Here is a 24,658-nt window from a genome sequence, read left to right as displayed (position 1 = left end):
TCCCTGCATGGCCAACCTCGCCGATCTGTTCGATTCCGCTGCCGCGCGTGCGCTGGATGCCCAGGCGTCCACCCTGGCGGGGGATGCTGGCTGGGGACTGATGGCGCAGGCCGGCCAGGCCGCCTGGCAGTGCCTGCTGCAGCATTGGCCGCAGGCGCAGCGCATCGGCGTGGTGGTCGGTGCGGGCAACAATGGCGGCGACGGCCTCGTGCTGGCTCGCCACGCGTTGCAGGCCGGGCGCGAGGTGAGGGTGATCGCCCTGCCGGGCCGGGCGCCATCGACCGCGCTGGCGCAGCGTGCAACATCGGAGTTCAGGTCCGACGGCGGCGCCATCACCGAGTTCGACGGCGCGCTGCCCGAGGCCGACCTCTGGGTCGATGCCCTGTTCGGGCTGGGTTTCGATCGCGCGCCGGAGGGCGCGGCGCAGGCGCTGATCGTTGCGATCAATGCGCAGGCGGCACCTGTGCTGGCCCTGGATGTGCCCAGTGGCGTCGATGCCGACCGCGGTGCGGTACCCGGCGCGGCAGTACGCGCTGCGCTGACCCTGCAGTTCATCGTGGCCCATCGCGGGCTGTACACCGGCGACGCGCTGGATCATTGCGGGCACAAGGCCCTGGCACCCCTGCAGTTGCCCGCGGCCGCATGGCAAAGCGTGTCGCCTGCCGTGGAGTACTGGACGCAGGCACGGTTGCCGGCCCTGTTGCCGCCGCGCCGCGCAAATACCCACAAGGGTGAATCCGGCCACGTGCTGTGCGTCGGCGGCAACCACGGCAGCGGCGGTGCCATCGCCATGGCAGCCGAGGCCGCCTTGCGCGCAGGGGCGGGGCTGTTGAGCCTGGGCACCCGCCGCGACCACGTCGGTCCACTGCTGGCTCGGCTGCCCGAGGCGATGACCCACGCGTTGGAAGACGGCGAAGCGCTGCCGGCCTTGCTTGACAGGGCGGAGGTGGTGGCGATCGGGCCCGGTCTGGGCCAGGACGAATGGGCACGCGCGCTGTTTGCGCGGGTGCTGGCCAGCGCCAGACCACTGGTGGTCGATGCCGACGCGCTGAACTTGCTGGCGCAGGATCCGCGTGCCTTGCCCGGCGCCGTCCTCACACCGCACCCGGGCGAGGCCGCACGCCTGCTCGGCTGCAGCACCAGCGACATCCAGGCCGATCGCTACGCCTGTGCGCAGACGCTCGCCGAGCGTTTCCACGCGGTGGTGGTGTTGAAGGGCGCCGGCAGCATCGTGGCGGCGCCCGGGCAAACGCCCCGGTTGATCGCCGCCGGCAATCCCGGCATGGCCGTGGGGGGCATGGGCGACCTGCTCACCGGCATCATCGCCGGCCTGCGTGCGCAGGGCCTGGCCGCCTTCGATGCCGCCGCGGCGGGCGCGTTGCTGCATGCGCTGGCCGGCGACGCGGCTGCCGCTGACGGTGCACGCGGCCTGCTTCCTACTGATCTGCTGGCGCCGTTGCGGCGACTGGCCAACCCGGAATGCTTCCCATGACCGATTTCTTCCTTGCCGACAGCGACGCCACCGAACTGCTCGGGCAGTGGCTGGCGGCCACCCGGCCGCCGCAGGCGCTGATCGAACTGCGCGGCGACCTGGGCGCCGGCAAGTCCACTACGGCCCGCGCGCTGCTGCGCGCGCTGGGCGTGCGGGGCGCGATCCGCAGCCCCACCTACACCCTGGTCGAGCGCTATCCGCTGGCCAGTGGCGGTGAGGCGTGGCACCTGGACCTGTACCGCATCGGCCAGGCCGGTGAGCTGGATTTCCTAGGCCTGGACGAGGGCAGCGCGGTGCTGTGGCTGGTGGAATGGCCGGAACGGGGCGCCGGCGCGCTGCCGCCGACCGATCTGGTGGTAGCGCTGGAGATCGAAGGACAGGGGCGCCGTGTCCGTCTCACCGGAGCCAGCGACGTTGGACATGAATGGCTGAAACGGCTGCCCCAAGGGGGCGACTTGCAGGCCATTTCTGTCGGCTGACGAGAACAAAGATCGGCAGGTTACGGATTATTAAGGAAAAAGGTGTTGCATTCCGTTCAGCGCGGTGATTGAATCCTGAGCCATGCGCCCGGGGAACCGTCTCATCGCCATCTGTGCCGCCGTCGGACTGGGTCTGGCGAGCGTCAGTGCGTGGGCGGGTGAAGTCCGCCAGGTGCTGCTGAACACCGGCGCGACCGGCACCCGTGCCGAGATCTCACTGGTCGGCAGTGGCGGCTACAAGACCCTGTCGCTGGCCGGCCCGAACCGCCTGGTGGTCGATTTCCCCGACTCCAGCGCCGTACGCAACCTGAAGATGCCGGCCGCGCAGGGCGTGGTCACGGCGGTGCGTACCGGACAGCCGGTCCCGGGCACTTTCCGTGTCGTGTTCGACCTTGCCGAATCGGTGGCGCCGTTCCGCCCGCAGATGCAGCGCGAGGGCAATGAATCCAAGCTGGTGATCGAATGGCCGGGTGATGGCCCTGCCGTGGCCACCACCAGCCGCCCGGCGACGCCACCGGCGGTGCAGCCGCAGGCGGCCCCTGCGGGGGGCTCAGTCGCGCCCACGCCGGCCGAGAACGCGCAGTCACGCACCGATGCTGCGCGGGCCACCGCCCTGCTGACCGCACAGGTGCAGCAGCAGGCCAGCGCCAGCGCCGCCGCACCCGCCACGCCGACCCCCGCACCGACCAGCGCGCCGGCCCAGGTTGCTGCGGCAGGCGTCGCGGCCAGCAGCACGCCCTCATCCTCGCCGGCTGCAATCCTCGCCGGCCAGCGCACTGCTGCGGTGGTGACCACGCCGCCGGCAACGGCCCCTACACCGGCACCGACGCCGGCCGAGCCGCCGCGTCCGGCCATGCCCAGCGATGCATCGCGCATCCGCATGCAGCCCGGCATGCGCCACCTTGTGGTGGCGATCGATCCCGGTCATGGTGGCCAGGACCCGGGTGCGATCGGCCCGACCGGCAAGCGCGAGAAGGATGTCACCCTGGCCGTGGCGCGTGAGCTGGCCCGCCAGGTCAACGCCACGCCGGGCCTGAAGGCCTACCTGACGCGCGACAGCGACGTGTTCATCCCGCTGCCGATGCGTGCGCAGAAGGCGCGTGCGAACAAGGCGGACATCTTCATTTCGATCCATGCCGACGCGGCCGAGAACCGTTCGGCCACGGGTTCGTCGGTGTACGTGCTGTCGACCAAGGGTGCCTCTTCGCAGCGCGCCCGCTGGCTGGCAGACAAGGAAAACGCGGCCGATCTGGTCGGTGGCGTTCGCCTGCAGCAGACCGAGGGCACGCTTGCCAATGTGCTGTTGGACCTGGCGCAGAGCGGCTACATGAAGGCGTCCGAAGACGCTGCCGGCCACGTGCTGGGCGGTCTGAAGCGGATCGGCAACAACCACAAGCCGAACATCGAGCGCGCCAACTTCGCGGTGCTGCGCACGTCGGACATGCCAGCGATGCTGGTGGAAACGGCGTTCATTTCCAATCCGGATGAAGAGCGCCGCCTGACGGACCCGGCTTACCAGCGCAAGGTCGCTGGCGCTGTGCTGGATGGTGTGCACACCTTCTTCAGCCGCCAACCGCCGCCGGGCACGTTGTATGCCGCCCGCGCGCAGGCCGAGATCGACGCCGCAGCCACCATGGCCGGCGGCAGCAAATAACCCGCCGAAGGCGGGTTTCTGCTTTCTGCAGAGTCGAGCCGCGCTCGACTGGGCCTTGCGGGTAGCCCGTCAGTCGAGCATGGCTCGACTCTACCCTTGGCCGCTCCGTTATCATCCCCGCATGACGTCTGCTACCCATCCGCGCCCGATCCGGCCGTTGCCGGAGATCCTGATCAACCAGATCGCCGCCGGCGAAGTGGTCGAACGACCCGCGTCGGTGGTCAAGGAGCTGGTCGAGAACGCGATCGACGCCGGCGCCAGCCGCGTTGATATCGATCTTGAAGAGGGCGGTGTGCGCCTGATCCGCATCCGCGACAACGGCAGTGGCATCGCGCCCGAGCAGTTGCCACTGGCAGTGTCGCGCCATGCCACCAGCAAGATCGCCGATCTTGACGATCTCGAATCGGTGGCCACGCTCGGTTTCCGGGGAGAAGCGCTGCCGTCGATCGCATCGGTCAGCCGCTTCACCCTGTGCTCGCGGCGCGCGCACGACGAGCACGGTTCGGCACTGCAGATCGAAGGCGGCAAGATCGGCGAGGTGACCCCGCGCGCGCATGCGCCGGGCACCACGGTGGAAGTGCGTGAGTTGTTCTACAACGTGCCGGCGCGGCGCAAGTTCCTGCGCGCCGAGCGTACCGAACTGGGCCATATCGAAGAGTGGCTGCGTTCGCTGGCGCTGGCACGGCCGGATGTCGAGCTGCGCGTGTCGCACAACGGCAAGGCCTCGCGGCGCTACAAGCCAGGCGATCTGTATTCCGATGCACGCCTTGCCGAAACGCTGGGCGAGGATTTCGCCAACCAGGCCGTGCGCGTGGACCACAGCGGCGCCGGCCTGCGCCTGCATGGCTGGATTGCGCAGCCGCATTATTCGCGCGCGAGCGCCGACCAGCAGTACCTGTACGTCAACGGTCGCTCAGTGCGTGACCGCAGCGTCGCCCACGCAGTGAAGATGGCCTACGGCGACGTGCTGTATCACGGCCGCCAGCCGGCCTATGTGCTGTTCCTCGAACTGGATCCGACCCGCGTCGACGTCAACGTGCATCCGGCCAAGCACGAGGTGCGCTTCCGCGATTCGCGGCTGGTCCACGATTTCGTCTATCGCACGTTGAAGGATGCGCTGGCCGATACCCGTGCCGGCATGTCGGCGCAGGAGATCGGAGCCGGCCCCGCACATCCGGCGGACGCCGCCGCCGTCCCGACGGCATCGAGCGCCGGCGCGTCGGGGTTCGGGCTGGTGCGTGGGGCTGCGCCCGGCTCGGGAGGTGGTGGTGGCGGATTTTCAGGCTGGCGTCCGCAGCAGCCGCTGGGCCTGCAGGTGGCCGATGCACCGGCCGCCTACGCCGCGCTGTATGCCACGCCGGCCGGTGCCGAACGCGCAGCGGCGTTGCCGCCGATGCCGAGCGAGAACGGGTTGCCGGTAACCAGTGCCGACGCGGGTGTACCGCCGCTGGGCTACGCGATCGCGCAGCTGCATGGCATCTACATCCTGGCCGAGAACGCTGAAGGCCTGATCGTGGTCGACATGCATGCGGCCCACGAACGCATCGGCTACGAGCGCCTGAAGAATGCGCACGATGGCATCGGCCTGCAGTCGCAGCCGTTGCTGGTGCCGATCACGCTGGCGGTGGGCGAGCGCGAGGCCGACACCGCCGAAAGCGAAGCCGACACACTGGCGGCGCTCGGCTTCGAGGTGACCCGGGCCGGCCCCGGGTCGCTGCACGTGCGCAGCATTCCGGCACTGCTGGCGCATGCCGAACCGGAAGGACTGCTGCGCGACGTGCTGACCGACCTGCGCGAGCACGGCCAGAGCCGCCGCGTGGCCAGTGCACGCGACGAGCTGCTGTCGACCATGGCCTGCCATGGCGCGGTGCGTGCCAACCGGCGCCTGACTGTGCCGGAAATGAACGCGCTGCTGCGCGACATGGAAATCACCGAACGGTCCGGCCAGTGCAACCACGGCCGACCGACCTGGGCCCGTTTTTCGCTGGCGGAGATCGACCGCTGGTTCCTGCGCGGACGTTGAGGGGAGCATCGATGCGTTATCGGGGAGTGGCGGGCCTGCTGGCCGCCGTGGTGTTGGCCGCCTGCAGCCCGGCAACTCCGCCGGCGCCGACGGTCGCTGAAGATCCGGCCTACGCGGCCGCGCAGCAGCAATGGCGTGTAGCGCGCTACCAGGACCTGACCCGGCCCGATGGCTGGACGGCCCTGGTCGGCCTGCACTGGCTGCAGAACAAATCCCAGTTCGTTGGCAGCGGCGCCACCAACGGCATCCGCCTGTCGGTCGGCCCGGACAGGCTGGGACTCCTGCGTCGCGACGGGACGCAGTGGTGGTTCACGCCTGAAGCCGGTGTCGATGTCAGCCACGACGGCCAGCCGGTGCGTGGCCGCATCCGCGTCGACACCGACAAGGACACGCAGCCGACGCTGCTGGCCTTCGATGGCGGCAAGGGCCAGCTCAGCATCATCCGCCGGGGGCCACGGGACGCGCTGCGGGTCAAGCATGCCGAGGCACCGGCGCGGCGTGATTTCGCCGGCCTGCGGTACTGGCCGGGCGGCGCGGACTGGCAGGTGCAGGCGCGCTTCATCGCGCATCCGCCGGGGAAGACCTTGCCGATCGTCGACATCACTGGCCTGACCACCGAGATGCCCAATGCCGGTGCGGTGGAGTTCGAACGTGATGGCCGCAGCTGGCGCCTGGAGGCGATCGGTGCGCCCGGGCAGCCACTGTTCCTGATCTTCGCCGACCGCACCAGCGGCCGCGGCAGCTATCCGGCCGGGCGCTATCTGGATACCGAGGCCCCCGCTGCAGACGGCACGGTGCGCATCGATTTCAACCATGCCTACAACCCACCGTGCGCGTTCACCGCCTACGCGACCTGCCCGCTGGCGCCGCCGGAAAACCGGTTGGACCTGCGCGTGGAAGCCGGCGAGAAGGCCTACCACCTGCCTGAAGGAGAAGGCTGACCATGCCGATCAAACACCTGTTCCGTACCGCGCTGTTGCTGGCGGCCTGCGCAGTGGCGCCACTGGCCACGGCCCGCGATGGCCAGGCCAGCCCTGCCGCGGCCGCGGCCGCAACGGCGGCCAAGCCGCCGGTACCCCTGTTGTGGAAAGTCACCGGCCCGGGCGATGCACGCGTGTACCTGCTGGGATCGTTCCATCTGCTGAAGCCACAGGACTACCCGCTGTCGCCCGATGTCGAGCAGGCGTTCGAAGCCTCGCAGCGGGTGGTGTTCGAACTGTCGCCGGAAGACATGCAGTCGCCCCAGCTGGCCAGCCGCATGGTGCAGGCTGCGACCCGCACCGATGGCAGTGAGCTGAAGCGTGATCTGGATGCGGCCACCTGGCAGAAGCTGCAGGCCTTTGCTGCCCAGAACCAGTTGCCGCTGGCGCAGATGCAGGGCATGAAGACCTGGTTCGTCGGTCTGAGCATTTCGATCGGGCAGATGCAGAAGCTGGGCCTGGACCCGGCGCTGGGCCTGGACCGCCACTTCATGGAACGCGCGCAGAAGACCGGCCGCAAGACCGCGGGACTGGAAGATATCGATACCCAGATCGGCATGCTGGACGGGATGACGGTGCAGGAACAGCGGCAGATGCTGGCCGAAGCACTGGACCAGGCCGGCAAGGCCGATGAGCAGGCGCGGCTGCTGCATGATGCATGGCGTCGCGGCGACGAGCGCCTGCTGTGGACCAAGATGGCGGCAGAGATGCGCCAGCGGTATCCGCAGCTGTACCAGCGCATCAACACCGGTCGCAACGATGCCTGGGTGCCGAAGCTGCAGCCGTACCTGCAGGCCGGGCAGGGCGGTACGCTGGTGGTGGTCGGCACGCTGCACCTGCTGGGCAGTGATGGCGTGGTCGAGAAGCTGAGGGCGAAGGGCTACAAGGTCGAGCGCGTGTGCACGGGGTGCAAGGCCAAACGCTGACGCACGGTTGGCGCGATGCCAAACAAGACGGCGCGCCAGGGGCGCGCCGTTTCCGTATCAGCCGTTGCTGCAGCTCAGCGGCGGGTCTTGCCGCCGGTGCCGGTACCGGTGCCGGGTTCGCCGGGCCTGTTGCCGGTTCCCGTTCCGGTGCCGCCCGGGCGCGGGCCACCGAAGCCGCTGCCCATGCTGCGCTGGAATTCCTGCCACAGCTCCAGGTTGCGCTCGGTCAGCTGGTTCATCATCGCCCACGGGGTCTGGCCCAGCAGGTTGCCCATCTGCTGGCGGAACTGCTGCTGCTGGTCGAGGAAGACCTGCATGCTGCGCTCCAGGTAGTTGCCCATGAAGCCCTGCAGGGAATCGCCGTAGAAGCGGATCAGCTGGCTCAGCAGCTGGGTCGACAGCATCGGTTCGCCGTCCTGTTCCTGGTCGGCGATGATCTGCAGCAGGACCGAACGGGTGAGGTCGTCGCCGCTCTTGGCGTCGCGGACTTCGAAGTCTTCACCGTCCAGGATCAGCTGGCGCACGTCCTCGATGGTGATGTAGCTGGAGATCTCGGTGTCGTAGAGACGGCGGTTCGGATACTTCTTGATGATGCGGGTCGCAGCCATGAAGCGGTACTCGTCACAGTAGACGCGCAGCATGGCGCAGTGCAGCAGCGGTTGCAACCGCCCCAGCCCCCGCCAGGCTTGGCTTTCAGCAGCGATCATGTTGCGCAGCAAGGGTTTGCGTGCTGCGCAGCATGACCATCGGCAGGGGCCGTCAGCGCATGCCGCAACGGCCCCTGCGCGGCTTACCAGCCCATGTGGTGGCCGCCGTTGATGTCCAGGTTGCTGCCGGTGATCCATGAGGCTTCCTCGGCCACCAGGAAGGACACGCCATAGGCGATTTCCTCCGGCCTGCCGAGGCGCCCGGTGGGGATGTCGGCGATGATCTTGGCGCGTACGTCCTCCGGAACCGCCATCACCATGTCGGTGGCGACGTAGCCGGGCGAAATGGTGTTCACGGTGATGCCGAAGCCGGCGTTCTCGCGGGCCAGCGAAATGGTGAAGCCGTGCATGCCGGCCTTGGCCGCGGCGTAGTTGGCCTGGCCGTACTGGCCCTTCAGGCCGTTGATCGAGCTGATCTGGATGACCCGGCCCCAGCAGCGGCGCCGCATGCCTTCGATCACCGGACGGGTGACGTTGAACACCGAATTGAGGTTGGTGTTGATCACATCGTGCCACTGGTCCGCGCGCATGCGGTGGAACGTCGTGTCGCGGGTGATGCCGGCATTGTTGACCAGGATCTCGACCGGGCCCAGCTCGGCCTCGACCGCACGCACCAGCGCCTCGGCGCTGCCTGGATCGGAGACATCGCCCGGGAAGATCGACACGTTGTAGCCGCGCTCGGTCATCGCCTGCTGCCATGCGCGGGCCTTGCCCTCGTCGCGGTAGTTGGTGGCGACCCGGTGGCCCTGGTCGGCCAGGCGTTGGCAGATGGCGGTACCGATGCCGCCGGTTCCGCCGGTGACCAGTGCGACGCGAGATGTCATGGAATGCTGTCCGGGAATCAGGTGGGGGAAGGGGGATTCTGCAACATCGGCGCGGAAAGTGCGCCGGCCGGCAACAGGATGTCGGTCCGCGGCAGTCGAACCGGGTCGAATGCCCGTTGCGCAGTGTGCAGCAGCGCATCCCGGTCATCGGCGCCGTCCAGTGCGGCAGGGGCCTGGCCCAGCAGCTGCCAGAGCGCGCGCAGTACCGGTACCGGCCGTGTACTGTCCACCGGCAGCGACGCCAGCGACTTGGACAGTTTGTGGCCGGGGGCGTCGAGCAGCAGCGGCAGGTGCCAGTAGCGCGGCACCGCCAGGCCCAGCGCTTGCTGCAGCAGGATCTGCCGCGCGGTGGAATCGAGCAGATCGGCGCCGCGCACCACTTCGGTCACCCCCTGCGCGGCGTCATCGACCACCACCGCCAGCTGGTAGGCCCAGCAGCCGTCGGCACGGCGCAGCACGAAGTCGCCGACTTCGGCATGCACGTCCTGCTGCTGCGGGCCACGCAGGCCATCGTCGAAGTGCACGACGCTGCCCGGTGGCACGCGGAAGCGGACGGCGGGGTCCGGTCGCGGTTGCCGCGCAACGCAGCGGTGGTGGATGCCGCCGCTGGCAGCCAGTTCGCTGCGGCTGCAGTGGCAGATGAAGGCCTGGTCGCTGGCCAGCAGCACGTCCAGCGCGGCCTGGTAGGCCTCGCCTCGAGCGCTCTGCCACAGGACCGGGCCGTCGTGGACCAGGCCGAACGCAGCCAGTGCCTGCAGCTGTGACTGCGCGGCGCCGGGCACGGTACGCGGCGGGTCAACGTCTTCGATGCGCAGCCGCCACAGGCCGCCGTGGTGGCGGGCCAGCAGCCAGCTGCCGAAGGCGGCAAGCAGGGATCCGGGGTGGAGCAGGCCGGTCGGCGAGGGCGCGAAGCGGCCGCAGGGAACAATGGCGGTCATGCAGGCTGAATCGTCGGTCAGGTTGGCGCTTGAATTCAAGCTGAGCGCACCGCAAATTGACGGATATCGACCCCTTCCGAGCCGGATTTTCCCATGTTCACCCGTATTGCCCTGTTCCTGGCGACCAACCTCGCGGTCCTGATCCTGGCCGGCATCGTCATGTCGATCCTGGGCGTGGACGCGCGTTCGATGAGCGGCCTGCTGGTGATGGCCGGCATCTTCGGTTTCGGTGGCTCCTTCATCTCGCTGCTGCTGTCCAAGTGGATGGCCAAGCGCTCCACCGGTGCGGTGGTGATCACCGAGCCGCGCAACCAGACCGAGCGCTGGCTGCTGGCCACGGTCGAGCGCCAGGCCAAGGCCGCCGGCATCGGCATGCCGGAAGTGGCGGTCTATGACGGCCCGGAGATCAATGCCTTCGCCACCGGTGCCAACCGCAACAACGCGCTGGTGGCGGTGTCCACCGGCCTGCTGCACAACATGAGCGAGGACGAGGCCGAAGCGGTGCTGGGCCACGAGATCGCCCACGTCGCCAACGGTGACATGATCACCATGGCGCTGCTGCAGGGCGTGCTGAACACCTTCGTGATCGTGCTGGCCCGCGTGGTCGGCGGCATCATCGACAGCGCGCTGTCGGGCAACCGCGAAGGCGGCGGCCGTGGCTTCGCCTACTACATCATCGTGTTCGTGCTGGAGATGGTGTTCGGCCTGTTCGCCACGATGATCTCGATGTGGTTCTCGCGCCACCGCGAGTTCCGCGCCGATGCCGGCGGTGCCTCGCTGGCCGGTCGCCAGAAGATGATCGCCGCGCTGGAGCGCCTGCAGCTCAACCATGGCCAGAGCACGCTGCCGACCCAGATTGCCGCCTTCGGCATTTCCGGTTCGACGGCCAAGAAGCTGTTCATGAGCCACCCGCCGCTGGAAGAGCGCATCGCCGCGCTGCGGGCGTCGACGGTGGCGTAAGCTTCTGCTTTCAAGGTAGTGCAGGAACGCCTGGCCGCGCGCCGGGCGTTTTTGTTGGCGCGCCGACGCATCTGTGGCGCCGGGTACGACCCGGCGAGAGTCATTTCCGCGACCGCGGAGGGGTGTCACTTTCTTTGCTCGTGCAAAGAAAGTAACCAAAGAAACACGCCGCCGGGGCGCGAGCCGTCGCTACGCGCCGGTACCCTGCGCTTCTCGGCGAATCAGGGGACGGCGCCGAACTCGCTGCGCTCAGACATCGGCGCCTCTTCGCCCCTGATTCCCCTGCGATGCTCGGCTCGCTCAAGGCGGACTGAAAGGTCAAGATCAAGATCAAGAACAACAGCATCCCCCGTCGCGAAGATGTACTGGGTGCAGCTGTGGCATTTGACCTTGGGTCCGCCTTGAGCGAGCCGAGCACCGCAGGTCCGGCGAGGGCGAAGAGGTGCGGGTGTCTGAGCGCAGCGAGTTCCCGCACCGTCCCTCGGCGGGCCGAGGAGCGCAGGGCACCGGCGTGCGCAGCACGTCGGCTCGCGCCCTGGCGGAGCGTTTCTTTGGTTACTTTCTTTGCGCGCAAAGAAAGTGACACCCCCCGCGGTCGCGGAAACGAATCTCCGTGCGCACAAACGAAAACGGCACCCTCGCAGGCGCCGTCTCCATGAACCGCTTTACGCAAAACCTCAGAACTTCGCGTCGAACTCGGCGGCGTAGCCGGTGTTCACCAGCACCTTCTGCAGCGACTCGGCCACCTTCAGGTTGCCGGCCACGATCTGGTGGGTCTCCGGGCCACGGTTGTCCATGCGGCCAAGAGTCGCGCCCTTGAAGTCACAGACCTTGCCGCCCGCCTCGCGGACCAGCAGCAGGCCGGCGGCGATGTCCCACGCCTTCACACCGGCTTCGAAGTAGGCATCGGCACGGCCGCAGGCCACGTAGGCCAGGTCCAGTGCCGCCGAACCGGTGCGGCGGATGTCCTCGCCGTGCACCAGCAGGGCGTCGACCGCCTTCAGCTGGGCGCTGGCGCGGCTGCGCTCGCGCGGGGCGAAACCGGTGTGGATCATCGTGCCTTCCAGATCCTTGCGGTCGGCCACGCGGATGCGGCGGTCGTTCAGCACGGCGCCGGCACCCCGGCTGGCGGTGAACAGTTCATTGCGCAGCGGGTCGAAGATGACCGCGTCGGTCGGCTCGCCGTTCTCTACCAGCGCGATCGACACGCAGTAGTGCGGCACGCCACGCAGGTAGTTGCTGGTGCCGTCCAGCGGGTCGATGACCCACATCTGGCGGCGCTCGCCCTGCACGCCACCTTCTTCGCCGAAGATGCCGTAGTCCGGGTAAGCGCGCTTGAGTTCCTTGACGATGACCTTTTCCGCGTCCGCATCCACTTCGCTGGCGTAGTCCATCCGGCCCTTCTGCACCACGTTCAGTGCCTCGAGCTTGTTGATGTTGCGCAACAGGACGTTGCCGGCGAGGCGGGCGGCCTTGACCATGACGGTGACGGCGGGTTTCTGCATGGCGTGGGCTCCCGGAAAGGCAGAAGAGATGGACTGGCGGGGGAAAAGAGCGGGTCCGGCGCAGTGGCCGGCCGCACAGTTTACCATTGGTCATCGTCCAGCTCGACCTTTTCCCTGTTCATGTCCCAGTTTCCTGCCACCACCCGCCTCCGATTCGTCCTGGTCGGTACCCAGCACCCCGGCAACATGGGGGCCGCCGCCCGTGCCCTGAAGACCATGGGCCTGGCCCGCCTGGTGCTGGTCGCCCCCGAGAAACCGCTGGACGAGGAGGCCTTCCGCCGCTCTGCCGGTGCCGAAGATGTGCTGGGGGACGCCCCGGTGGTCGCCACCCTGGCCGAGGCCGTGGCCGATTGCCGCCTGGTGCTGGGCTGCACCGCGCGTGCCCGCCGCGTGCAGCTGGAGGAGTACCTGCCGGCCGATGCCGCCGCTCGTGCGGTGGCCAAGGCGGGCGAGGGCGCCGAGGTGGCGCTGGTGTTCGGCCGTGAGCGCACTGGCCTGACCAACGAAGAACTGCAGCTGTGCCACGCGGCGGTGCACATCCCGTCCGATCCGGCGTTCAGCTCGCTCAACCTGGCTGCCGCCGTGCAGGTGCTGGCCTATGAGACACGCATGCAGCTGCTGGGCGCGCAGCCGGCCGCGGACGCCGAGCCCGGTTTCCGCGAACAGGCAGCAAGCCATGAACAGATGGAGAGTTTCTTCGCCCAGCTTGGCGACACCCTGGACGAGATCGATTTCCACAAGGGCCGCGCGCCGGAATCGGCGATGCGCAAGCTGCGCCGGCTGTTCCTGCGCAGCGAGCCGAGCGAGCAGGAAGTGCGCCTGTTGCGCGGCATCCTTGCCGACACCCAGCGGATGGCGCGGCTGGCGCAGGCGGGCAACAAGGACAGCTGACGACGTTCTCATTTTTTCGGGTAGTCTGTCCGGATACCCAGGGGGGATGAAGCCTGTGTCGGGTCTGCGAAGGGCAGTGCAGAGGGGACTGCTGAGCCTGGTCATGATCCTGCTGGCCGGGACGGTGCATGCAGCACCGGACCCGGTGCTGGTGCTGGGCCGGATCAGCGATGATCCCAAGGCCCATTACGAGCAGCTGCAACCGTTGCTGGACTATGTAGTGGCACGCATGCACGACGTCGGCATCACCGAAGGGAGGATCCTGATGGCACGCGACCCGCAGCAGATGGCCAGCTATCTGCGGCGGGGGCGGTCGACTGGGTCACGGAAACGTCGGGTACGGCGGTGGCACTGGGCCAGCGCAGTGGCGCGCGGCCGCTGCTGCTGACCGAGCGCAATGGCGTGCGTGAGTACCAGACCGTGTTCTTCGTGCGTCGCGACAGTCCGATCCAGCGGATCCAGGACCTGCGTGGGCATCGCCTGGCGCTGCAGAACACGGCGTCCACCAGTGCCTACCTGGTGCCGGTGATGACGCTGCTGCAGGAAGGGCTGGCGCCGCAGATCCTGGCCGGTGTGTGGGACGTGCCGGGCCGGGACAGCGTGGGGTACGTGTTCGCACGTAGCGAGTTGAACATCGCCACGTTCGTGCACAAGGGCATGGTCGAAGTGGGGGCGGTGAGCAGCGTGGACTGGAATGACGAGCGACGGATGCCTGCAGCATTCCGGCGCGACTTCCGCGAACTGCTGCGCACCGAACCCTACCCACGGGCGGTGGAAATGGTTCGCGCCGACCTTGACCCGCGGGTGCGTGACCGGCTGCAGGACGTCCTGCTGCAGGCGGCCAGCGACCCGCAGGCACAGGGGGCGCTGCATCGGTTTTTCGGCACTTCCGGTTTCCACCGCGTCGATGCGCATGCGCAGCAGCGGCTGGATGAATTGAAACAAGGATTGACGCGCGTGCGGATGGAAGTGGAATGAAGTGGCTCGGCTCGGGAATGCAGGCCCGGTTCCTGCTGGCGATGGGCGGGGCGATGGTCGTGGTGGTGGCGATCCTGGCGGTGTTGCTGGGGCGGCAGGCGGCGATGCAGCGCGAGGTGCGCAACCTCAGTGGTGGCGTCATCCATGAACTGTTCGACCGCAGCGTGCGCAGCCGCGGCGAAGCAATGGCGCGCGAGCTGTCCGACGCGCTGGCCAACCCGTTGTACTACCGCGACCTGGACCAGGTCGGTGCGCTTGTGCGCAGCACCGCACGGCAACCGGTCGTGCGCTATGTGCTGGTGTTCGACGAACGCGGCCGGCTGGTGCATGACGGCTCGATAGAGGTGTCCGGCTTCGGCCAGCCGATGACCGACCCGCTGGCCCCCAAGGCCGCGGTGGCGCAGGCGCTGGTGGTGCAGGAATCGCCCAAGGTGCTCGACAACACCATGCCGATCATGGTCGGCAACCAGCGCATCGGCGGCGTCCGCGTCGGCATGGCGCTGGACGAGGTGCAGCAGCGCGAACAGGCCGCCAATGCCACGCTCGGCGAGCGCCTGCAGCAGGTCGGCAGCCGCCACCTGGGCTGGCTGCTGCTGATGCTGGGCCTGCTGGTGGTGATCGGCGTGGTGGTGATCCTGTACGTGCAGCGCACCCTGGTGGCGCCGATCCGGGACCTGGCCGCTGCGGCGCGCCGCATCGAGGCTGGCGACTACCAGGCGCCGCTGGCCGAGAACACCCGCGACGACGAAGTCGGCGAGCTGGTGCGCGGCTTCGCCCGCATGCGCGATGCCATCGCCCGCCATGACCGCGAGGTGCGGCGCATGGCCTATACCGATGCGCTGACCGGGCTGACCAACCGGCTGGCATTCCGGGAAGCGCTGGACCATCGCCTGATGGCCGCGCGCGCATCCAATCATCGGCTGGGCCTGCTGTTTGCCGATATCGACGACTTCAAGCGCGTCAACGACACCCTGGGCCATGAGGCCGGTGACGAAGCGCTGTTGCAGTTCGCGCAGCGCATCGGCAGTGCGGTTACCGAAGCCGGTGGCGATGAAGCGCTGCTGGCCCGCTTTGGCGGCGACGAGTTCGTGATCCTGGTCGGTGATGGCGACGTGGCGGCCAACGCACGGCTGCTGGCCGAAGTGCTGGTGCGCGAGCTGGGCAAGCCGCTGGTGGTGCAGGGCCGGGAACTGTTCCTGGGCACTTCGATCGGCGTGACCCTGTTCCCGGACGATGCCGCTGATGCGACCACGCTGCTGAAGAACGGCGACATCGCCATGTACCAGGCCAAGATGGCCGGCAAGAACTGCTACCGCTATTACAGCCGTGCGATGGACCACGCGGTCGAGCGCCGCGTGCACATGGAGCAGGAGCTGCGCGGGGCCTGGGAGCGCGGCGAGCTGCGCCTGGCCTACCAGCCCATCTTCCGCATGCGCGACCGGCGCATGGTCGGCGTGGAAGTGCTGCTGCGCTGGCAGCATCCGACCCTGGGAACGATTCCGCCGTCGGTGTTCATCGAAGTGGCCGAGCAGAGCGGGTTGATCGAGCTCATCGGCCCGAAGGTGCTGCGTGCGGCCTGCATGGAAGCCTCGCAGTGGCCACGCGGGGCGGGCGGCGATGATCTGTTCGTGTCGGTGAATGTGTCGCCGCGGCAGCTGCGCGGCGGTGAACTGCCGGCATTGGTCGCGCAGTGCCTGCACGAGTCCGGGCTGCCGGCGTCGCGCCTGCACCTGGAACTGACCGAAACCGCGGTGATCGGCGACGAAATGGTTGCCGCGCAGCTGCTGGACAAGCTGCACCGCACCGGCGTGAAGGTCTGGCTGGACGATTTCGGTACCGGCTTCTCCGGTCTCAGCCATCTTCGCCAGGTGCCGGTGGACGGCGTGAAGATCGACAAGAGCTTCGTGGCCGACATGCAGCGCGATCCCGACGATCTGGCGCTGACCACGGCGATCATCGCCATGGCCCACGCACTGGGCATCACCGTGGTGGCCGAGGGCATCGAGCAGCAGGCGCAGTTCGAACTGCTGGTGCAGCGCGGCTGCGATCTCGGCCAGGGCTACTGGCTGAGCCACCCGGTGACCGCCACCGAAGTGGTGCGGATGATCGAGTCGGGCCTCTGACCGACACAAAAGGGGACGGAGGGGATTAAGTCGCTTATGCATTTGCGACTTAATCCCCTCCGTCCCTTTTTTTACAGCGGGCGCTTGCTCGGGTCGCCGGGCAGTTCGCGCACCAGTTTCGGGATCAGATAACCGGACAGGCGTGCGGTCAGGCCGGCAATCAGTGCCTTGGCCTGGGCATCATCCACTTCGAAGTGGGCCACGCCTTCGACCCGGTCCAGCTGGTGCAGGTAGTAGGGCAGCACGCCGGCGGCGAAGCTGCGCTCGCTCAGGTCCTGCAGGGCCTGCACGCTGTCGTTGACCCCGCGCAGCAGTACCGCCTGGTTCAGCAGCTGGGCGCCGACGCCGCGCAGGCGGGCCATCGCCGCGTCCACGCTGGCGTCGAATTCATTGGCGTGATTGGCGTGGACCACGATCGCCAGCGGCCATGGCAGGCTGCCCAGCCAGCACACCAGTTCATCGTCCACGCGTTCCGGCAGCACGATCGGCAGCCGGGTATGGATGCGCAGGCGGCGGATATGCGGAATCGCGCGCAGGGCGTCGGTCAGCTCGACCAGCTTGTGCGTGGCCAGTGACAACGGGTCACCGCCGGACAGGATCACCTCATCGATGTCCGGGTCGCCCGCGATGGCGGCTACGGCCTCCTGCCAGCCACCCTTGGCGGCGTTCTCCGCGGCATAGTCGAAGTGGCGGCGGAAGCAGTAGCGGCAGTTGATCGCGCAGCTGCCCGTGGCGACCAGCAGGGCGCGGCCACGGTACTTCTGGATGACGCCGGTGGCCTTCCTGGCGGCACCATCGCCCACCGCGTCGAAGCTGAACCCGGGCGCCGGGCGCATTTCCTCGTCGATCGGCAGCACCTGGCGCAGCAGCGGGTCGGCCGCATCGCCCACATGCATGCGGGCCACGAAGCCCTCGGGCACGCGCAATGCGAACTGGGCCATGGCCGCCTCCGAGACACCCAGCGCCGCCGCGTCCAGCTGCAGCCGGGCCAGCAGGGCGTGCGGGTCGCGCAGCGCCTGGCGCCAGAGCTGCTGCCAGCGCGCGGGGGCGCCTGGCGACTGGGGCCGGGGGAAGGCGGAAAGCTGCATGGAGAGGGGGCCTGCGGTTATCATGGGGGCAGAAAAACAGTCGCCCACCGGCATCCGGTGGGCTTTCCATTCTAACGGCTCGCCGCACCCGCGGCGTTTCTGCCACTCAGGAGTTTACGCATGGCCAGCTACGGCATGAACGACGTCAAGAACGGGATGAAGATCCTGGTCAACAACCAACCGGCCGTCATCATCGACACCGAATACGTCAAGCCGGGCAAGGGCCAGGCCTTCACCCGCGTGAAGTACCGCCTGATCAAGGACGGGCGTACCCAGGAAGTGACCATGAAGTCGACCGACTCGCTGGATGCAGCCGACGTCGTCGATACCGACATGAACTTCATGTACAGCGACGGCGAATACTGGCACTTCATGGATCCGGAGTCCTTCGAGCAGGTCCAGGCCACCAAGGCTGGCATGGGCGGCGCCGAGAAGTGGCTGAAGGGCGAAGAGTCCTGCGTGGTCACCCTGTGGAATGGCGAGCCGATCTTCGTTCAGCCGCCGAACTTCGTCGAACTGAAGATCACCGAAACCGATCCGGGCGTCCGTGGCGACACCTCGGGCGGCGGCGGCAAGCCGGCCACCCTGGAAACCGGTGCCGTGGTGCGCGTGCCGCTGTTCGTCAACCAGGACGAAGTGATCCGTGTCGACACCCGTTCGGGCGAATACTCCGCACGCGTCAAATAAGGTTCCGGCCGCAGGCCGACCTTGCTGTAGAGCCGAGCCATGCTCGGATACGCGCCAGTGCATTCGCGCTGGCGCTCCCATGATCTGCTTCGGCAGATCATGGGCCGCGCTTCACGGGTCTCCAGACCCCGCCGCTTCGCGGCAGCCCCTGACTCAGGGGCGTGTTCCCCAGAAGTATCTCGCCGCCCCCAGCCAGTGAGCCCGCATGAGCGATAGCCCGCACCTCCCCGAAGCCTGCGACCTGCTCATCGAAGCCGGTCATGTCGTTCCGATCGAGCCGCATGCGGTGGTGCTGGAAGACCATGCCGTTGCCGTGCGTGGCAGCGAGATCGTGGCCATCCTGCCGCGTGCCGAGGCGCGCGCACGCTTCCGTGCCGCACAGGTGGTCAGCCGCCCCGAGTCGGCGCTGATGCCGGGCCTGGTCAACGCGCACACGCACAACCCGATGACCCTGCTGCGCGGCGTCGCCGACGACCTGCCGCTGATGACCTGGCTGCAGCAGCACATCTGGCCGGTGGAAGCGGCGGTGATCGGCCCCGAGTTCGTCGCCGACGGCACTACCTTGGCCATCGCCGAGATGCTGCGCGGCGGCACCACCTGTGCCAACGAGAACTACTTCTTCGGCGACGTGCAGGCTGCGGTCTACAAGAAGCACGGTTTCCGCGCACTGGTTGGCGCGGTCATCATCGATTTCCCCACCGCCTGGGCCAGGACCGACGACGAATACTTCGCCAAGGCCGGTGAACTGCATGATCAGTGGCGCACCGATCCGCTGATCGGCACCGCGTTCGCGCCGCATGCGCCGTACACGGTCAACGATGCCAACTTCGAGCGGGTGCGGATGCTGTCCGACCAGCTCGACATGCAGGTGCACCTGCATACCCACGAGACCGCGCAGGAGATCAACGATTCGATCAAGCTGCACGGCCAGCGCCCGCTGGCGCGGCTGGATCGGCTCGGCCTGGTCAACGACCGCCTGATCGCGGTGCACATGACCCAGCTGACCGATGCGGAAATCCACCTGTGCGCCGAACGCGGCGTCAGCGTGGTGCATTGCCCGGAATCGAACCTGAAGCTGGCCTCCGGTTTCTGCCCGGCCTGCGCCCTGCAGCGCGCCGGCGTGAACCTGGCGATCGGCACCGATGGCTGCGCCAGCAACAACGACCTGGACATGTTCAGCGAGAACCGTACCGCAGCGATCCTGGCCAAGGCCGTGGCCGATGATGCCACCGCGCTGGACGCGGCCACCACGCTGCGCGCAGCGACGCTGGGCGGCGCCCGTGCGCTGGGCTTTGCTGACCGCATCGGTTCGATCGAAGTCGGCAAGCAGGCCGACCTGGTCTGTGTCGACCTGTCGGCGCTGGAAACCCAGCCGCTGCACAACGTGCTGTCGCAGCTGGTGTATGCCACCGGCCGCCAGCAGGTCAGCGACGTCTGGATCGCCGGCAAGCCGAAGCTGGTGCAGCGCGAGCTGGTCGGCATGGACCTGCCGGGCATCATCGCCAACGCGCGCCAGTGGCGCGAGCGCATCCGTCATATCCGCGCCTGATCCCTGGCGCCGCAAGGACCCCTCATGACTGCCCCCCACGCTTCCTCCAATTTCGATCAGGCCGAGCTGGACAAGTTCGCCGCGCTGGCCAACCGCTGGTGGGACGCTGACGGCCCGCAGAAGCCGCTGCATGCGCTGAACCCGGTGCGCCTGAAGTACGTGGCCGACCGCGTACCGTTGCGTGGCGCGCGCGTGCTCGACATCGGCTGCGGTGGCGGGCTGCTGAGCGAAGCGCTGGCGCAGGCCGGCGCCGACGTCACCGCCATCGACCTGGCCCCGGAACTGGTGAAGGTCGCGCGCCTGCATGCGCTGGAAAGCGGCGCCAAGGTCGACTACCGCGTGCAGGCCGCCGAGGATCTGGCCGCCGAGCAGCCGGGAAGTTTCGACGTGGTCACCTGCATGGAAATGCTGGAGCACGTGCCAGACCCGGGCGCGATCATCGACGCCTGCAAGCGCCTGCTGAAGCCGGGCGGCCACCTGTTCCTGTCGACCATCAACCGCACCGCGGCCGCCTTCGCGGTGGCGATTGTCGGCGCCGAGTACGTGGCGCGGCTGCTGCCCAGGGGCACCCACCACTACCAGGAATTCATCAAGCCGGCCGAGCTGGCGCGCTGGCTGCGCGAGGCTGACCTGCAGCTGGTGGATGTCAGCGGCATGGCCTACGAGCCGTGGCGCAACCATGCCCGCCTGAGCAGTCGCACCGACATCAACTACCTGGCCTACGCGGTCAAGCCGGCATGACCTCCGCCCGCTTCCCGCGTGCGGTGCTGTTCGACCTGGATGGCACGTTGCTGGACAGCGCGCCGGACTTCGTCGTCACCTGCAATGCGATGCTGGCCGAGCGGGGCCGGGCAGCGATCGATCCGGCGCAGCTGCGGCCGGTGGTCTCCAAGGGCTCGCGCGCGATGGTCGGGGCCGCTTTCCCGGACCTGGATGCCGCTGCGCGCGATGCATTGATCCCGGAATTCCTGCAGCGCTACGAAGCGCTGATCGGCCAGCACGCGGTGCTGTTCGACGGCGTGGCCGGCATGCTCGCCGCGCTGGATGAGGCCGGTACGGTATGGGGCATCGTCACCAACAAGCCGGAGTACCTGGCGCGCCTGATCCTGCCGCAGCAGGGTTGGCAGCAGCGCTGCGCGGTGCTGGTCGGCGGTGACAGCCTGGCCGAGCGCAAGCCGCACCCGCTTCCACTGCTGCACGCTGCGCAGGCCATTGGCATGGCCGCCGAAGACTGCGTGTACGTGGGTGATGACGAGCGCGACATCATCGCTGCACGTGCTGCCGCGATGCCGTCGGTGGCGGCGCTGTGGGGCTACCGCCTGCAAAGCGACGATCCGCTGGCCTGGCAGGCCGACGTGCTGGTCGAGAACGCTGAACTTCTGCAACTGGCCAGTCTCTGGCCGACCCGGCCGGCAGCCCCGGCCCAGCCGTAAGGAATCCCGTAGTGAGCAGTACCGCGCTGGACAGTTTCCTCGACAAGTGGCGCAGCCGTTGGCCGGAATGGTCGGTGGCCGCCCCGTTCGTGGCCGAACCGCAACGCGAGCTCGCAGTGGCGTGGTTTGCGCTGCTGCAGGAGTTCGACGACATGCTCAACACCAGCGGCGATCCGCTGCCCGCCGATGCCAAGCTGGCGTGGTGGGGCGAGGAGCTGCGCAGCTGGGCAGGGCATCGTTCGCGCCATCCGCTGGGCCGTCTGCTGGAGCCGGTGCGTGCGCCGTGGGTGCAACTGGCCGAAGCACTGCCGGACCTCGTTGAAGCGCGTACCGTTGCGCTGGATGCAGCCGGTGCCGAGCGTGCGCTGGTCAATTACGCCGACGCCGTGGCCGCAGTGGAAGCGGCCTTGTTTGCCGACAAGCCGCGCACCGGCGCCGGTCGTGCGGTGCAGCTGCAGACCCTGGCCCAGCGCCTGCAGGACGCCGGCGTGGCCGGTGTGCCGCGCAGCCTGTTGGATGAGGATTCCAGCACGGCCGCGCAGCGCTGGGCCCAGTACCTGTTGAAAGGATGGGGCAGCCGCGTGCCGGGCCCGCGCCCGCGGCGCGTGTGGTCGAGCCTGGCGCGCGCCCGCGTTGCCGCGCAGGCCGCAGGCAAGCCAATCGAAGCCACCCCGGTGCGCACGTTGCTGCGCGTGTGGTGGGCTGCCCGCGGTTGATCCAACTGTCTAGTAGTGCCGGCCGCTGGCCGGCAGCTCGGGCACTGCAGAATTCATGCGGTTGCCGGCCAGCGGCCGGCACTACCGTTATTTGCGTTCCAGCACCAGCAACGGGTCGATGCGGGTGTCGAACCAGTTCATGCCCCAGTGCAGGTGCGGGCCGGTGGCACGGCCGGTGGCGCCGACGGCAGCGATCACCTGGCCCTGCTCCACACGGTCGCCAACTTTTACGTCGATGCGCGAAAGGTGCAGGAAATTGGAACTGACCCCGAAGCCGTGGTCGAGCAGCAGCGTGCCACCGGTCAGGTACAGGTCCGGCCCAGCGAAGGTCACGATGCCGGCCGCCGGCGCCTTCACCGGGGTGCCGGTCGGCACCGCGATGTCCATGCCGGAGTGACCGGCCCCCGGCTGCCCGTTGTAGACGCGCGCATTGCCGAAGCGGCCGCTGATGCGGCCCTGTACCGGCCAGATGAAGGTCTGGGTGAAGTCGGTGCGGTCGTCATCGCGGGCACGTGCGGCGGTCACCTGCGCCTGTTCGCGCTTGATCCGCTCGGCGATCGCCGCCGGCGGATTGACCGTCTTCGGTGGCACCCCGTTGACCCGCTCGGTGGGCCAGTCGCGCGGCGTCACCGCAATGGTCGCGGTCTCGCTGCCACCATCGGGGCGTTGCACCTGTACGCGCAGCGGACCCTTCTCGTCGCGGCCGATGCCGAACACCACGCTGCCGTAGCCGCTCACCCGCAGCTGGCGGCCGGCGTACTGCACGCGACTGCCTGCGGGCACCTTGCCGATCACCAGCGCGCCCTGCGAGGCACTGGCCGGGAACACCACGCGGCTGTCGATCAGGCTGCCAATGCCATCCTGCGCGTTGGCCGAAGATGTGCAGAGCAGGGGCGCGGCCAGCAGCAGCGCCCCGATCATCAGTGCCGAACGCATCAGCGGTCGTAGGTCATGCGCTGGCCGGCGGGCTCACCCACCAGCTTGCTGCCGTCCCACACCAGCTGGCCGTTGACCCAGGTGGAGGCGATGCGCGAGCGGAAAGTGGTGCCTTCGAACGGCGACCAGCCGCACTTGGACAGCACGTCCTCGCGCTTGACGGTGAACGGCACGTCCTCCACCAGCACCAGGTCGGCAAAGTAGCCTTCGCGCAGGAAGCCGCGTTCTTCCACGTCGAACAGCTGCGCCGGCGCATGTGCGAATTTCTGCACCACCTGCTCGCGGGTCAGCTTGCCTTCGTGCACCCGCTCCAGCGCGGCCACCAGCGCGTACTGCACCAGCGGCAGGCCCGACGGCGCCTGCGCGTAGGGCTTCTGCTTCTCTTCCCAGGTATGTGGCGCGTGGTCGGTGGCCAGCACGTCCAGCACGTCATCGGCCAAGGCAGCGGTGATTGCCTCGCGGTCGGACACTTCCTTGATCGCCGGGTTGCATTTGATCAGGTTGCCCTTGGTCGCGTAGTCCGGGCGCGCGAAGTGCAGGAAGTGCACGCAGGTTTCGGCGGTGATCTGCTTGCGGCTGCCATCGGCGCGGATCAGCGGGCCCTTCTCGAACAGCGCCAGCTCATCGGCGGTGGAGATGTGCAGTACGTGCAGGCGGGTGCCGTGCTTGCGTGCCAGCGACATTGCCAGGCGGGTCGACTTGATGCAGGCTTCGCGCGAACGGATGTCCGGGTGCATGTCCGGGGTCAGCGCATCGCCGTACTTTTCCTGGAAGGCCTTGAGGTTGGCATCGATCATCGGCGTGTCTTCGCAGTGCGTGATGATCGGGGTCGGGCATTCGCGGAAGATCGCGTCCAGCGTTTCCGGGTTGTCGACCAGCATGTTGCCGGTCGAAGCACCCATGAACACCTTCACGCCCGGGGCCTTCTTCGGGTCCAGGGCACGGATCGCGTCCAGGTTGTCATTGCTGGCACCGTGGTAGAAACCGTAGTTGGCCCAGGCGCGGCCGCGCGCGAGCTCGTACTTGGCTTCCAGGATGGTTGAATCCAGCGTCGGCGGGTTGGTGTTGGGCATGTCCATGAAGCTGGTCAGGCCACCGGCCACGGCGGCCGCCGATTCGCTGGCGATGTCGCCCTTGTGGGTCAGGCCCGGTTCGCGGAAGTGCACCTGGTCATCGATCATGCCGGGCAGCAGCCAGCGCCCGGCCGCGTCCACCACCTGCTCGCCGTCGCGCGGCGCGAGCCCGCTGCCGATCTGCGCGATGCGGCCGTTCTCGATGCGCAGGTCACCATCGAAGGTGCGGCCTTCGTTGACCATGCGGGCGTTGGTGATGAGGGTGGAGGACATGTCAGTGTTTTCCTGTGCAACGGCAAGAGGGGGCGTTGGGGGACTCGGGCACGGGATCGAAGCCGCCGGGATGGAACGGATGGCAGCGGCCCAGCCGGCGCGCAGCCAACCAGCTGCCGCGCAGCGGGCCGTGCCGCGAGATGGCGTCCATCGCGTATTCAGAACAGCTCGGCACGAAACGGCAGCGCGGCCCCAGCAGGGGGCTGATGAAGCGCTTGTAGAAGCGCAGCAGGGCAATGAGCAGGCGCGAGATCACCCAGTCATCTTATGCCAGTTGGCATGAAGGACGCATTTGTGCAGGATGGGGCGTTGGTCGCATGTCGCCGATGGCCTGCGACCGGTACCAGCACCGTCGGGTGCTGGCCAGGTTCCGTACCGCGCAAGGCGGTCCGTGTTCGTCGGACTGCCCTCCAGGGCGCCTTG

General features: G+C 68.2%; 22 protein-coding genes and 1 pseudogene. 15 read left to right on the top strand and 8 right to left on the bottom strand.

What is annotated here, in order from left to right; translation table 11 throughout:
* The first annotated feature begins 7 nt into the window (after positions 1-7).
* From ROV93_RS08190 to ROV93_RS08165, 6 genes are all read left to right on the top strand, one after another.
* The gene (locus tag ROV93_RS08190) at positions 8-1,492 is read left to right on the top strand and encodes an NAD(P)H-hydrate dehydratase (protein WP_072168412.1); all 1,485 of its coding nucleotides are present in this window, start codon (positions 8-10) and stop codon (positions 1,490-1,492) included.
* Positions 1,489-1,971, top strand: a complete 483-nt coding sequence (gene tsaE, locus ROV93_RS08185) for a tRNA (adenosine(37)-N6)-threonylcarbamoyltransferase complex ATPase subunit type 1 TsaE (RefSeq protein ID WP_072168411.1) — start codon at positions 1,489-1,491, stop codon at positions 1,969-1,971. Before ROV93_RS08190 ends, tsaE begins: the two co-directional genes overlap by 4 nt.
* An 82-nt stretch (positions 1,972-2,053) precedes the next feature.
* On the top strand, positions 2,054-3,625 hold the full coding sequence (locus ROV93_RS08180) for an N-acetylmuramoyl-L-alanine amidase (RefSeq protein WP_180890801.1): 1,572 nt from the start codon (positions 2,054-2,056) through the stop codon (positions 3,623-3,625).
* A gap of 121 nt (positions 3,626-3,746) precedes the next feature.
* Positions 3,747-5,648 carry a DNA mismatch repair endonuclease MutL gene (gene mutL / locus ROV93_RS08175; RefSeq protein WP_061478061.1) on the top strand — a complete coding sequence of 634 codons (1,902 nt, stop codon included), beginning with the start codon at positions 3,747-3,749 and terminating at the stop codon, positions 5,646-5,648.
* 11 nt (positions 5,649-5,659) lie between these two features.
* Entirely contained in the window at positions 5,660-6,589 is a 930-nt protein-coding gene (locus ROV93_RS08170; protein WP_072168409.1) for a DUF1684 domain-containing protein, read from the top strand.
* A gap of 2 nt (positions 6,590-6,591) precedes the next feature.
* Positions 6,592-7,554 carry a TraB/GumN family protein gene (locus ROV93_RS08165; protein ID WP_072168408.1) on the top strand — a complete coding sequence of 321 codons (963 nt, stop codon included), beginning with the start codon at positions 6,592-6,594 and terminating at the stop codon, positions 7,552-7,554.
* Positions 7,555-7,628: 74 nt separating this feature from the next.
* On the opposite strand, the gene phaR is transcribed toward ROV93_RS08165, so the two are convergent.
* From phaR to gluQRS, 3 genes are all read right to left on the bottom strand, one after another.
* Positions 7,629-8,162, bottom strand: coding sequence for a polyhydroxyalkanoate synthesis repressor PhaR (gene phaR, locus ROV93_RS08160; RefSeq protein ID WP_072168416.1), 534 nt, complete (start codon positions 8,160-8,162; stop codon positions 7,629-7,631).
* A gap of 182 nt (positions 8,163-8,344) precedes the next feature.
* Entirely contained in the window at positions 8,345-9,085 is a 741-nt protein-coding gene (gene phbB / locus ROV93_RS08155; RefSeq protein ID WP_072168407.1) for an acetoacetyl-CoA reductase, read from the bottom strand.
* 17 nt (positions 9,086-9,102) lie between these two features.
* The gene (gluQRS, locus tag ROV93_RS08150; RefSeq protein ID WP_072168406.1) at positions 9,103-10,023 is read right to left on the bottom strand and encodes a tRNA glutamyl-Q(34) synthetase GluQRS; all 921 of its coding nucleotides are present in this window, start codon (positions 10,021-10,023) and stop codon (positions 9,103-9,105) included.
* 93 nt (positions 10,024-10,116) lie between these two features.
* Here gluQRS and htpX point away from each other — a divergent pair, with 93 nt between their 5' ends.
* Positions 10,117-10,983: a protease HtpX gene (gene htpX, locus ROV93_RS08145; protein WP_049415827.1), complete on the top strand. Its 867-nt coding sequence runs from the start codon at positions 10,117-10,119 to the stop codon at positions 10,981-10,983.
* 677 nt (positions 10,984-11,660) lie between these two features.
* Here the strand turns inward: htpX and ROV93_RS08140 are convergent.
* On the bottom strand, positions 11,661-12,488 hold the full coding sequence (locus ROV93_RS08140) for an inositol monophosphatase family protein (RefSeq protein ID WP_005417749.1): 828 nt from the start codon (positions 12,486-12,488) through the stop codon (positions 11,661-11,663).
* A 120-nt stretch (positions 12,489-12,608) separates the two neighbouring features.
* On the opposite strand from ROV93_RS08140, the gene ROV93_RS08135 reads away from it, so the two are divergent.
* The 3 genes and pseudogenes from ROV93_RS08135 to ROV93_RS08125 all read left to right on the top strand — a co-directional run bounded on the left by ROV93_RS08135 (position 12,609) and on the right by ROV93_RS08125 (position 16,480).
* Positions 12,609-13,379, top strand: a complete 771-nt coding sequence (locus tag ROV93_RS08135) for an RNA methyltransferase (protein ID WP_072168405.1) — start codon at positions 12,609-12,611, stop codon at positions 13,377-13,379.
* A gap of 103 nt (positions 13,380-13,482) precedes the next feature.
* Positions 13,483-14,357: pseudogene (locus ROV93_RS08130) on the top strand (phosphate/phosphite/phosphonate ABC transporter substrate-binding protein).
* The gene (locus ROV93_RS08125; protein WP_072168404.1) at positions 14,354-16,480 is read left to right on the top strand and encodes an EAL domain-containing protein; all 2,127 of its coding nucleotides are present in this window, start codon (positions 14,354-14,356) and stop codon (positions 16,478-16,480) included. The pseudogene ROV93_RS08130 and the gene ROV93_RS08125 overlap by 4 nt, the downstream one beginning before the upstream one ends.
* 71 nt (positions 16,481-16,551) lie before the next feature.
* Here ROV93_RS08125 and epmB read toward each other — a convergent pair whose 3' ends face one another.
* Entirely contained in the window at positions 16,552-17,592 is a 1,041-nt protein-coding gene (gene epmB / locus ROV93_RS08120; protein ID WP_141653592.1) for an EF-P beta-lysylation protein EpmB, read from the bottom strand.
* 96 nt (positions 17,593-17,688) lie between these two features.
* Here epmB and efp point away from each other — a divergent pair, with 96 nt between their 5' ends.
* From efp to ROV93_RS08095, 5 genes are all read left to right on the top strand, one after another.
* Positions 17,689-18,255, top strand: coding sequence for an elongation factor P (gene efp, locus ROV93_RS08115; protein WP_005410381.1), 567 nt, complete (start codon positions 17,689-17,691; stop codon positions 18,253-18,255).
* Positions 18,256-18,460: 205 nt separating this feature from the next.
* On the top strand, positions 18,461-19,804 hold the full coding sequence (locus ROV93_RS08110; protein ID WP_053500540.1) for a TRZ/ATZ family hydrolase: 1,344 nt from the start codon (positions 18,461-18,463) through the stop codon (positions 19,802-19,804).
* A 24-nt stretch (positions 19,805-19,828) separates the two neighbouring features.
* Positions 19,829-20,545 carry a bifunctional 2-polyprenyl-6-hydroxyphenol methylase/3-demethylubiquinol 3-O-methyltransferase UbiG gene (gene ubiG, locus ROV93_RS08105; RefSeq protein ID WP_049412667.1) on the top strand — a complete coding sequence of 239 codons (717 nt, stop codon included), beginning with the start codon at positions 19,829-19,831 and terminating at the stop codon, positions 20,543-20,545.
* Positions 20,542-21,237, top strand: coding sequence for a phosphoglycolate phosphatase (locus ROV93_RS08100; protein ID WP_072168402.1), 696 nt, complete (start codon positions 20,542-20,544; stop codon positions 21,235-21,237). Before ubiG ends, ROV93_RS08100 begins: the two co-directional genes overlap by 4 nt.
* 11 nt (positions 21,238-21,248) lie before the next feature.
* Positions 21,249-21,953 carry a squalene/phytoene synthase family protein gene (locus tag ROV93_RS08095; RefSeq protein ID WP_072168401.1) on the top strand — a complete coding sequence of 235 codons (705 nt, stop codon included), beginning with the start codon at positions 21,249-21,251 and terminating at the stop codon, positions 21,951-21,953.
* Between the two features lie 87 nt (positions 21,954-22,040).
* Here ROV93_RS08095 and ROV93_RS08090 read toward each other — a convergent pair whose 3' ends face one another.
* Genes ROV93_RS08090 through yidD form a run of 3 tightly spaced genes read right to left on the bottom strand, consistent with a single transcriptional unit; the run spans position 22,041 to position 24,491 of the window.
* Positions 22,041-22,889 (bottom strand): M23 family metallopeptidase, encoded by an 849-nt coding sequence (locus tag ROV93_RS08090; protein WP_072168400.1) that lies wholly within the window; start codon positions 22,887-22,889, stop codon positions 22,041-22,043.
* Positions 22,889-24,235 (bottom strand): dihydroorotase, encoded by a 1,347-nt coding sequence (locus ROV93_RS08085; protein ID WP_061478048.1) that lies wholly within the window; start codon positions 24,233-24,235, stop codon positions 22,889-22,891. Before ROV93_RS08085 ends, ROV93_RS08090 begins: the two co-directional genes overlap by 1 nt.
* A gap of 1 nt (position 24,236) precedes the next feature.
* Complete coding sequence (gene yidD / locus ROV93_RS08080; RefSeq protein ID WP_014037867.1) at positions 24,237-24,491, bottom strand: membrane protein insertion efficiency factor YidD; 255 nt, start codon at positions 24,489-24,491, stop codon at positions 24,237-24,239.
* Between the last annotated feature and the right edge of the window lie 167 nt (positions 24,492-24,658).

Origin of the sequence: Stenotrophomonas maltophilia group sp. msm4 (genome assembly GCF_032025605.1) — a bacterium.
GTDB lineage: Bacteria > Pseudomonadota > Gammaproteobacteria > Xanthomonadales > Xanthomonadaceae > Stenotrophomonas > Stenotrophomonas sepilia.
The sequence above is the reverse complement of the archived record's forward strand: the minus strand, read 5'-3'. Positions and strand labels throughout refer to the sequence as shown.

What these genes read in the sequence shown, in the direction of transcription:
- ROV93_RS08190 (WP_072168412.1), top strand. Translation starts at nt 8, where the DNA reads ATGGCCAACCTCGCCGATCTGTTCGATTCCGCTGCCGCGCGTGCGCTG.
- tsaE (WP_072168411.1), top strand. Translation starts at nt 1,489, where the DNA reads ATGACCGATTTCTTCCTTGCCGACAGCGACGCCACCGAACTGCTCGGG.
- ROV93_RS08180 (WP_180890801.1), top strand. Translation starts at nt 2,054, where the DNA reads ATGCGCCCGGGGAACCGTCTCATCGCCATCTGTGCCGCCGTCGGACTG.
- mutL (WP_061478061.1), top strand. Translation starts at nt 3,747, where the DNA reads ATGACGTCTGCTACCCATCCGCGCCCGATCCGGCCGTTGCCGGAGATC.
- ROV93_RS08170 (WP_072168409.1), top strand. Translation starts at nt 5,660, where the DNA reads ATGCGTTATCGGGGAGTGGCGGGCCTGCTGGCCGCCGTGGTGTTGGCC.
- ROV93_RS08165 (WP_072168408.1), top strand. Translation starts at nt 6,592, where the DNA reads ATGCCGATCAAACACCTGTTCCGTACCGCGCTGTTGCTGGCGGCCTGC.
- phaR (WP_072168416.1), bottom strand. Translation starts at nt 8,162, where the DNA reads ATGGCTGCGACCCGCATCATCAAGAAGTATCCGAACCGCCGTCTCTAC.
- phbB (WP_072168407.1), bottom strand. Translation starts at nt 9,085, where the DNA reads ATGACATCTCGCGTCGCACTGGTCACCGGCGGAACCGGCGGCATCGGT.
- gluQRS (WP_072168406.1), bottom strand. Translation starts at nt 10,023, where the DNA reads ATGACCGCCATTGTTCCCTGCGGCCGCTTCGCGCCCTCGCCGACCGGC.
- htpX (WP_049415827.1), top strand. Translation starts at nt 10,117, where the DNA reads ATGTTCACCCGTATTGCCCTGTTCCTGGCGACCAACCTCGCGGTCCTG.
- ROV93_RS08140 (WP_005417749.1), bottom strand. Translation starts at nt 12,488, where the DNA reads ATGCAGAAACCCGCCGTCACCGTCATGGTCAAGGCCGCCCGCCTCGCC.
- ROV93_RS08135 (WP_072168405.1), top strand. Translation starts at nt 12,609, where the DNA reads ATGTCCCAGTTTCCTGCCACCACCCGCCTCCGATTCGTCCTGGTCGGT.
- ROV93_RS08125 (WP_072168404.1), top strand. Translation starts at nt 14,354, where the DNA reads ATGAAGTGGCTCGGCTCGGGAATGCAGGCCCGGTTCCTGCTGGCGATG.
- epmB (WP_141653592.1), bottom strand. Translation starts at nt 17,592, where the DNA reads ATGATAACCGCAGGCCCCCTCTCCATGCAGCTTTCCGCCTTCCCCCGG.
- efp (WP_005410381.1), top strand. Translation starts at nt 17,689, where the DNA reads ATGGCCAGCTACGGCATGAACGACGTCAAGAACGGGATGAAGATCCTG.
- ROV93_RS08110 (WP_053500540.1), top strand. Translation starts at nt 18,461, where the DNA reads ATGAGCGATAGCCCGCACCTCCCCGAAGCCTGCGACCTGCTCATCGAA.
- ubiG (WP_049412667.1), top strand. Translation starts at nt 19,829, where the DNA reads ATGACTGCCCCCCACGCTTCCTCCAATTTCGATCAGGCCGAGCTGGAC.
- ROV93_RS08100 (WP_072168402.1), top strand. Translation starts at nt 20,542, where the DNA reads ATGACCTCCGCCCGCTTCCCGCGTGCGGTGCTGTTCGACCTGGATGGC.
- ROV93_RS08090 (WP_072168400.1), bottom strand. Translation starts at nt 22,889, where the DNA reads ATGCGTTCGGCACTGATGATCGGGGCGCTGCTGCTGGCCGCGCCCCTG.
- ROV93_RS08085 (WP_061478048.1), bottom strand. Translation starts at nt 24,235, where the DNA reads ATGTCCTCCACCCTCATCACCAACGCCCGCATGGTCAACGAAGGCCGC.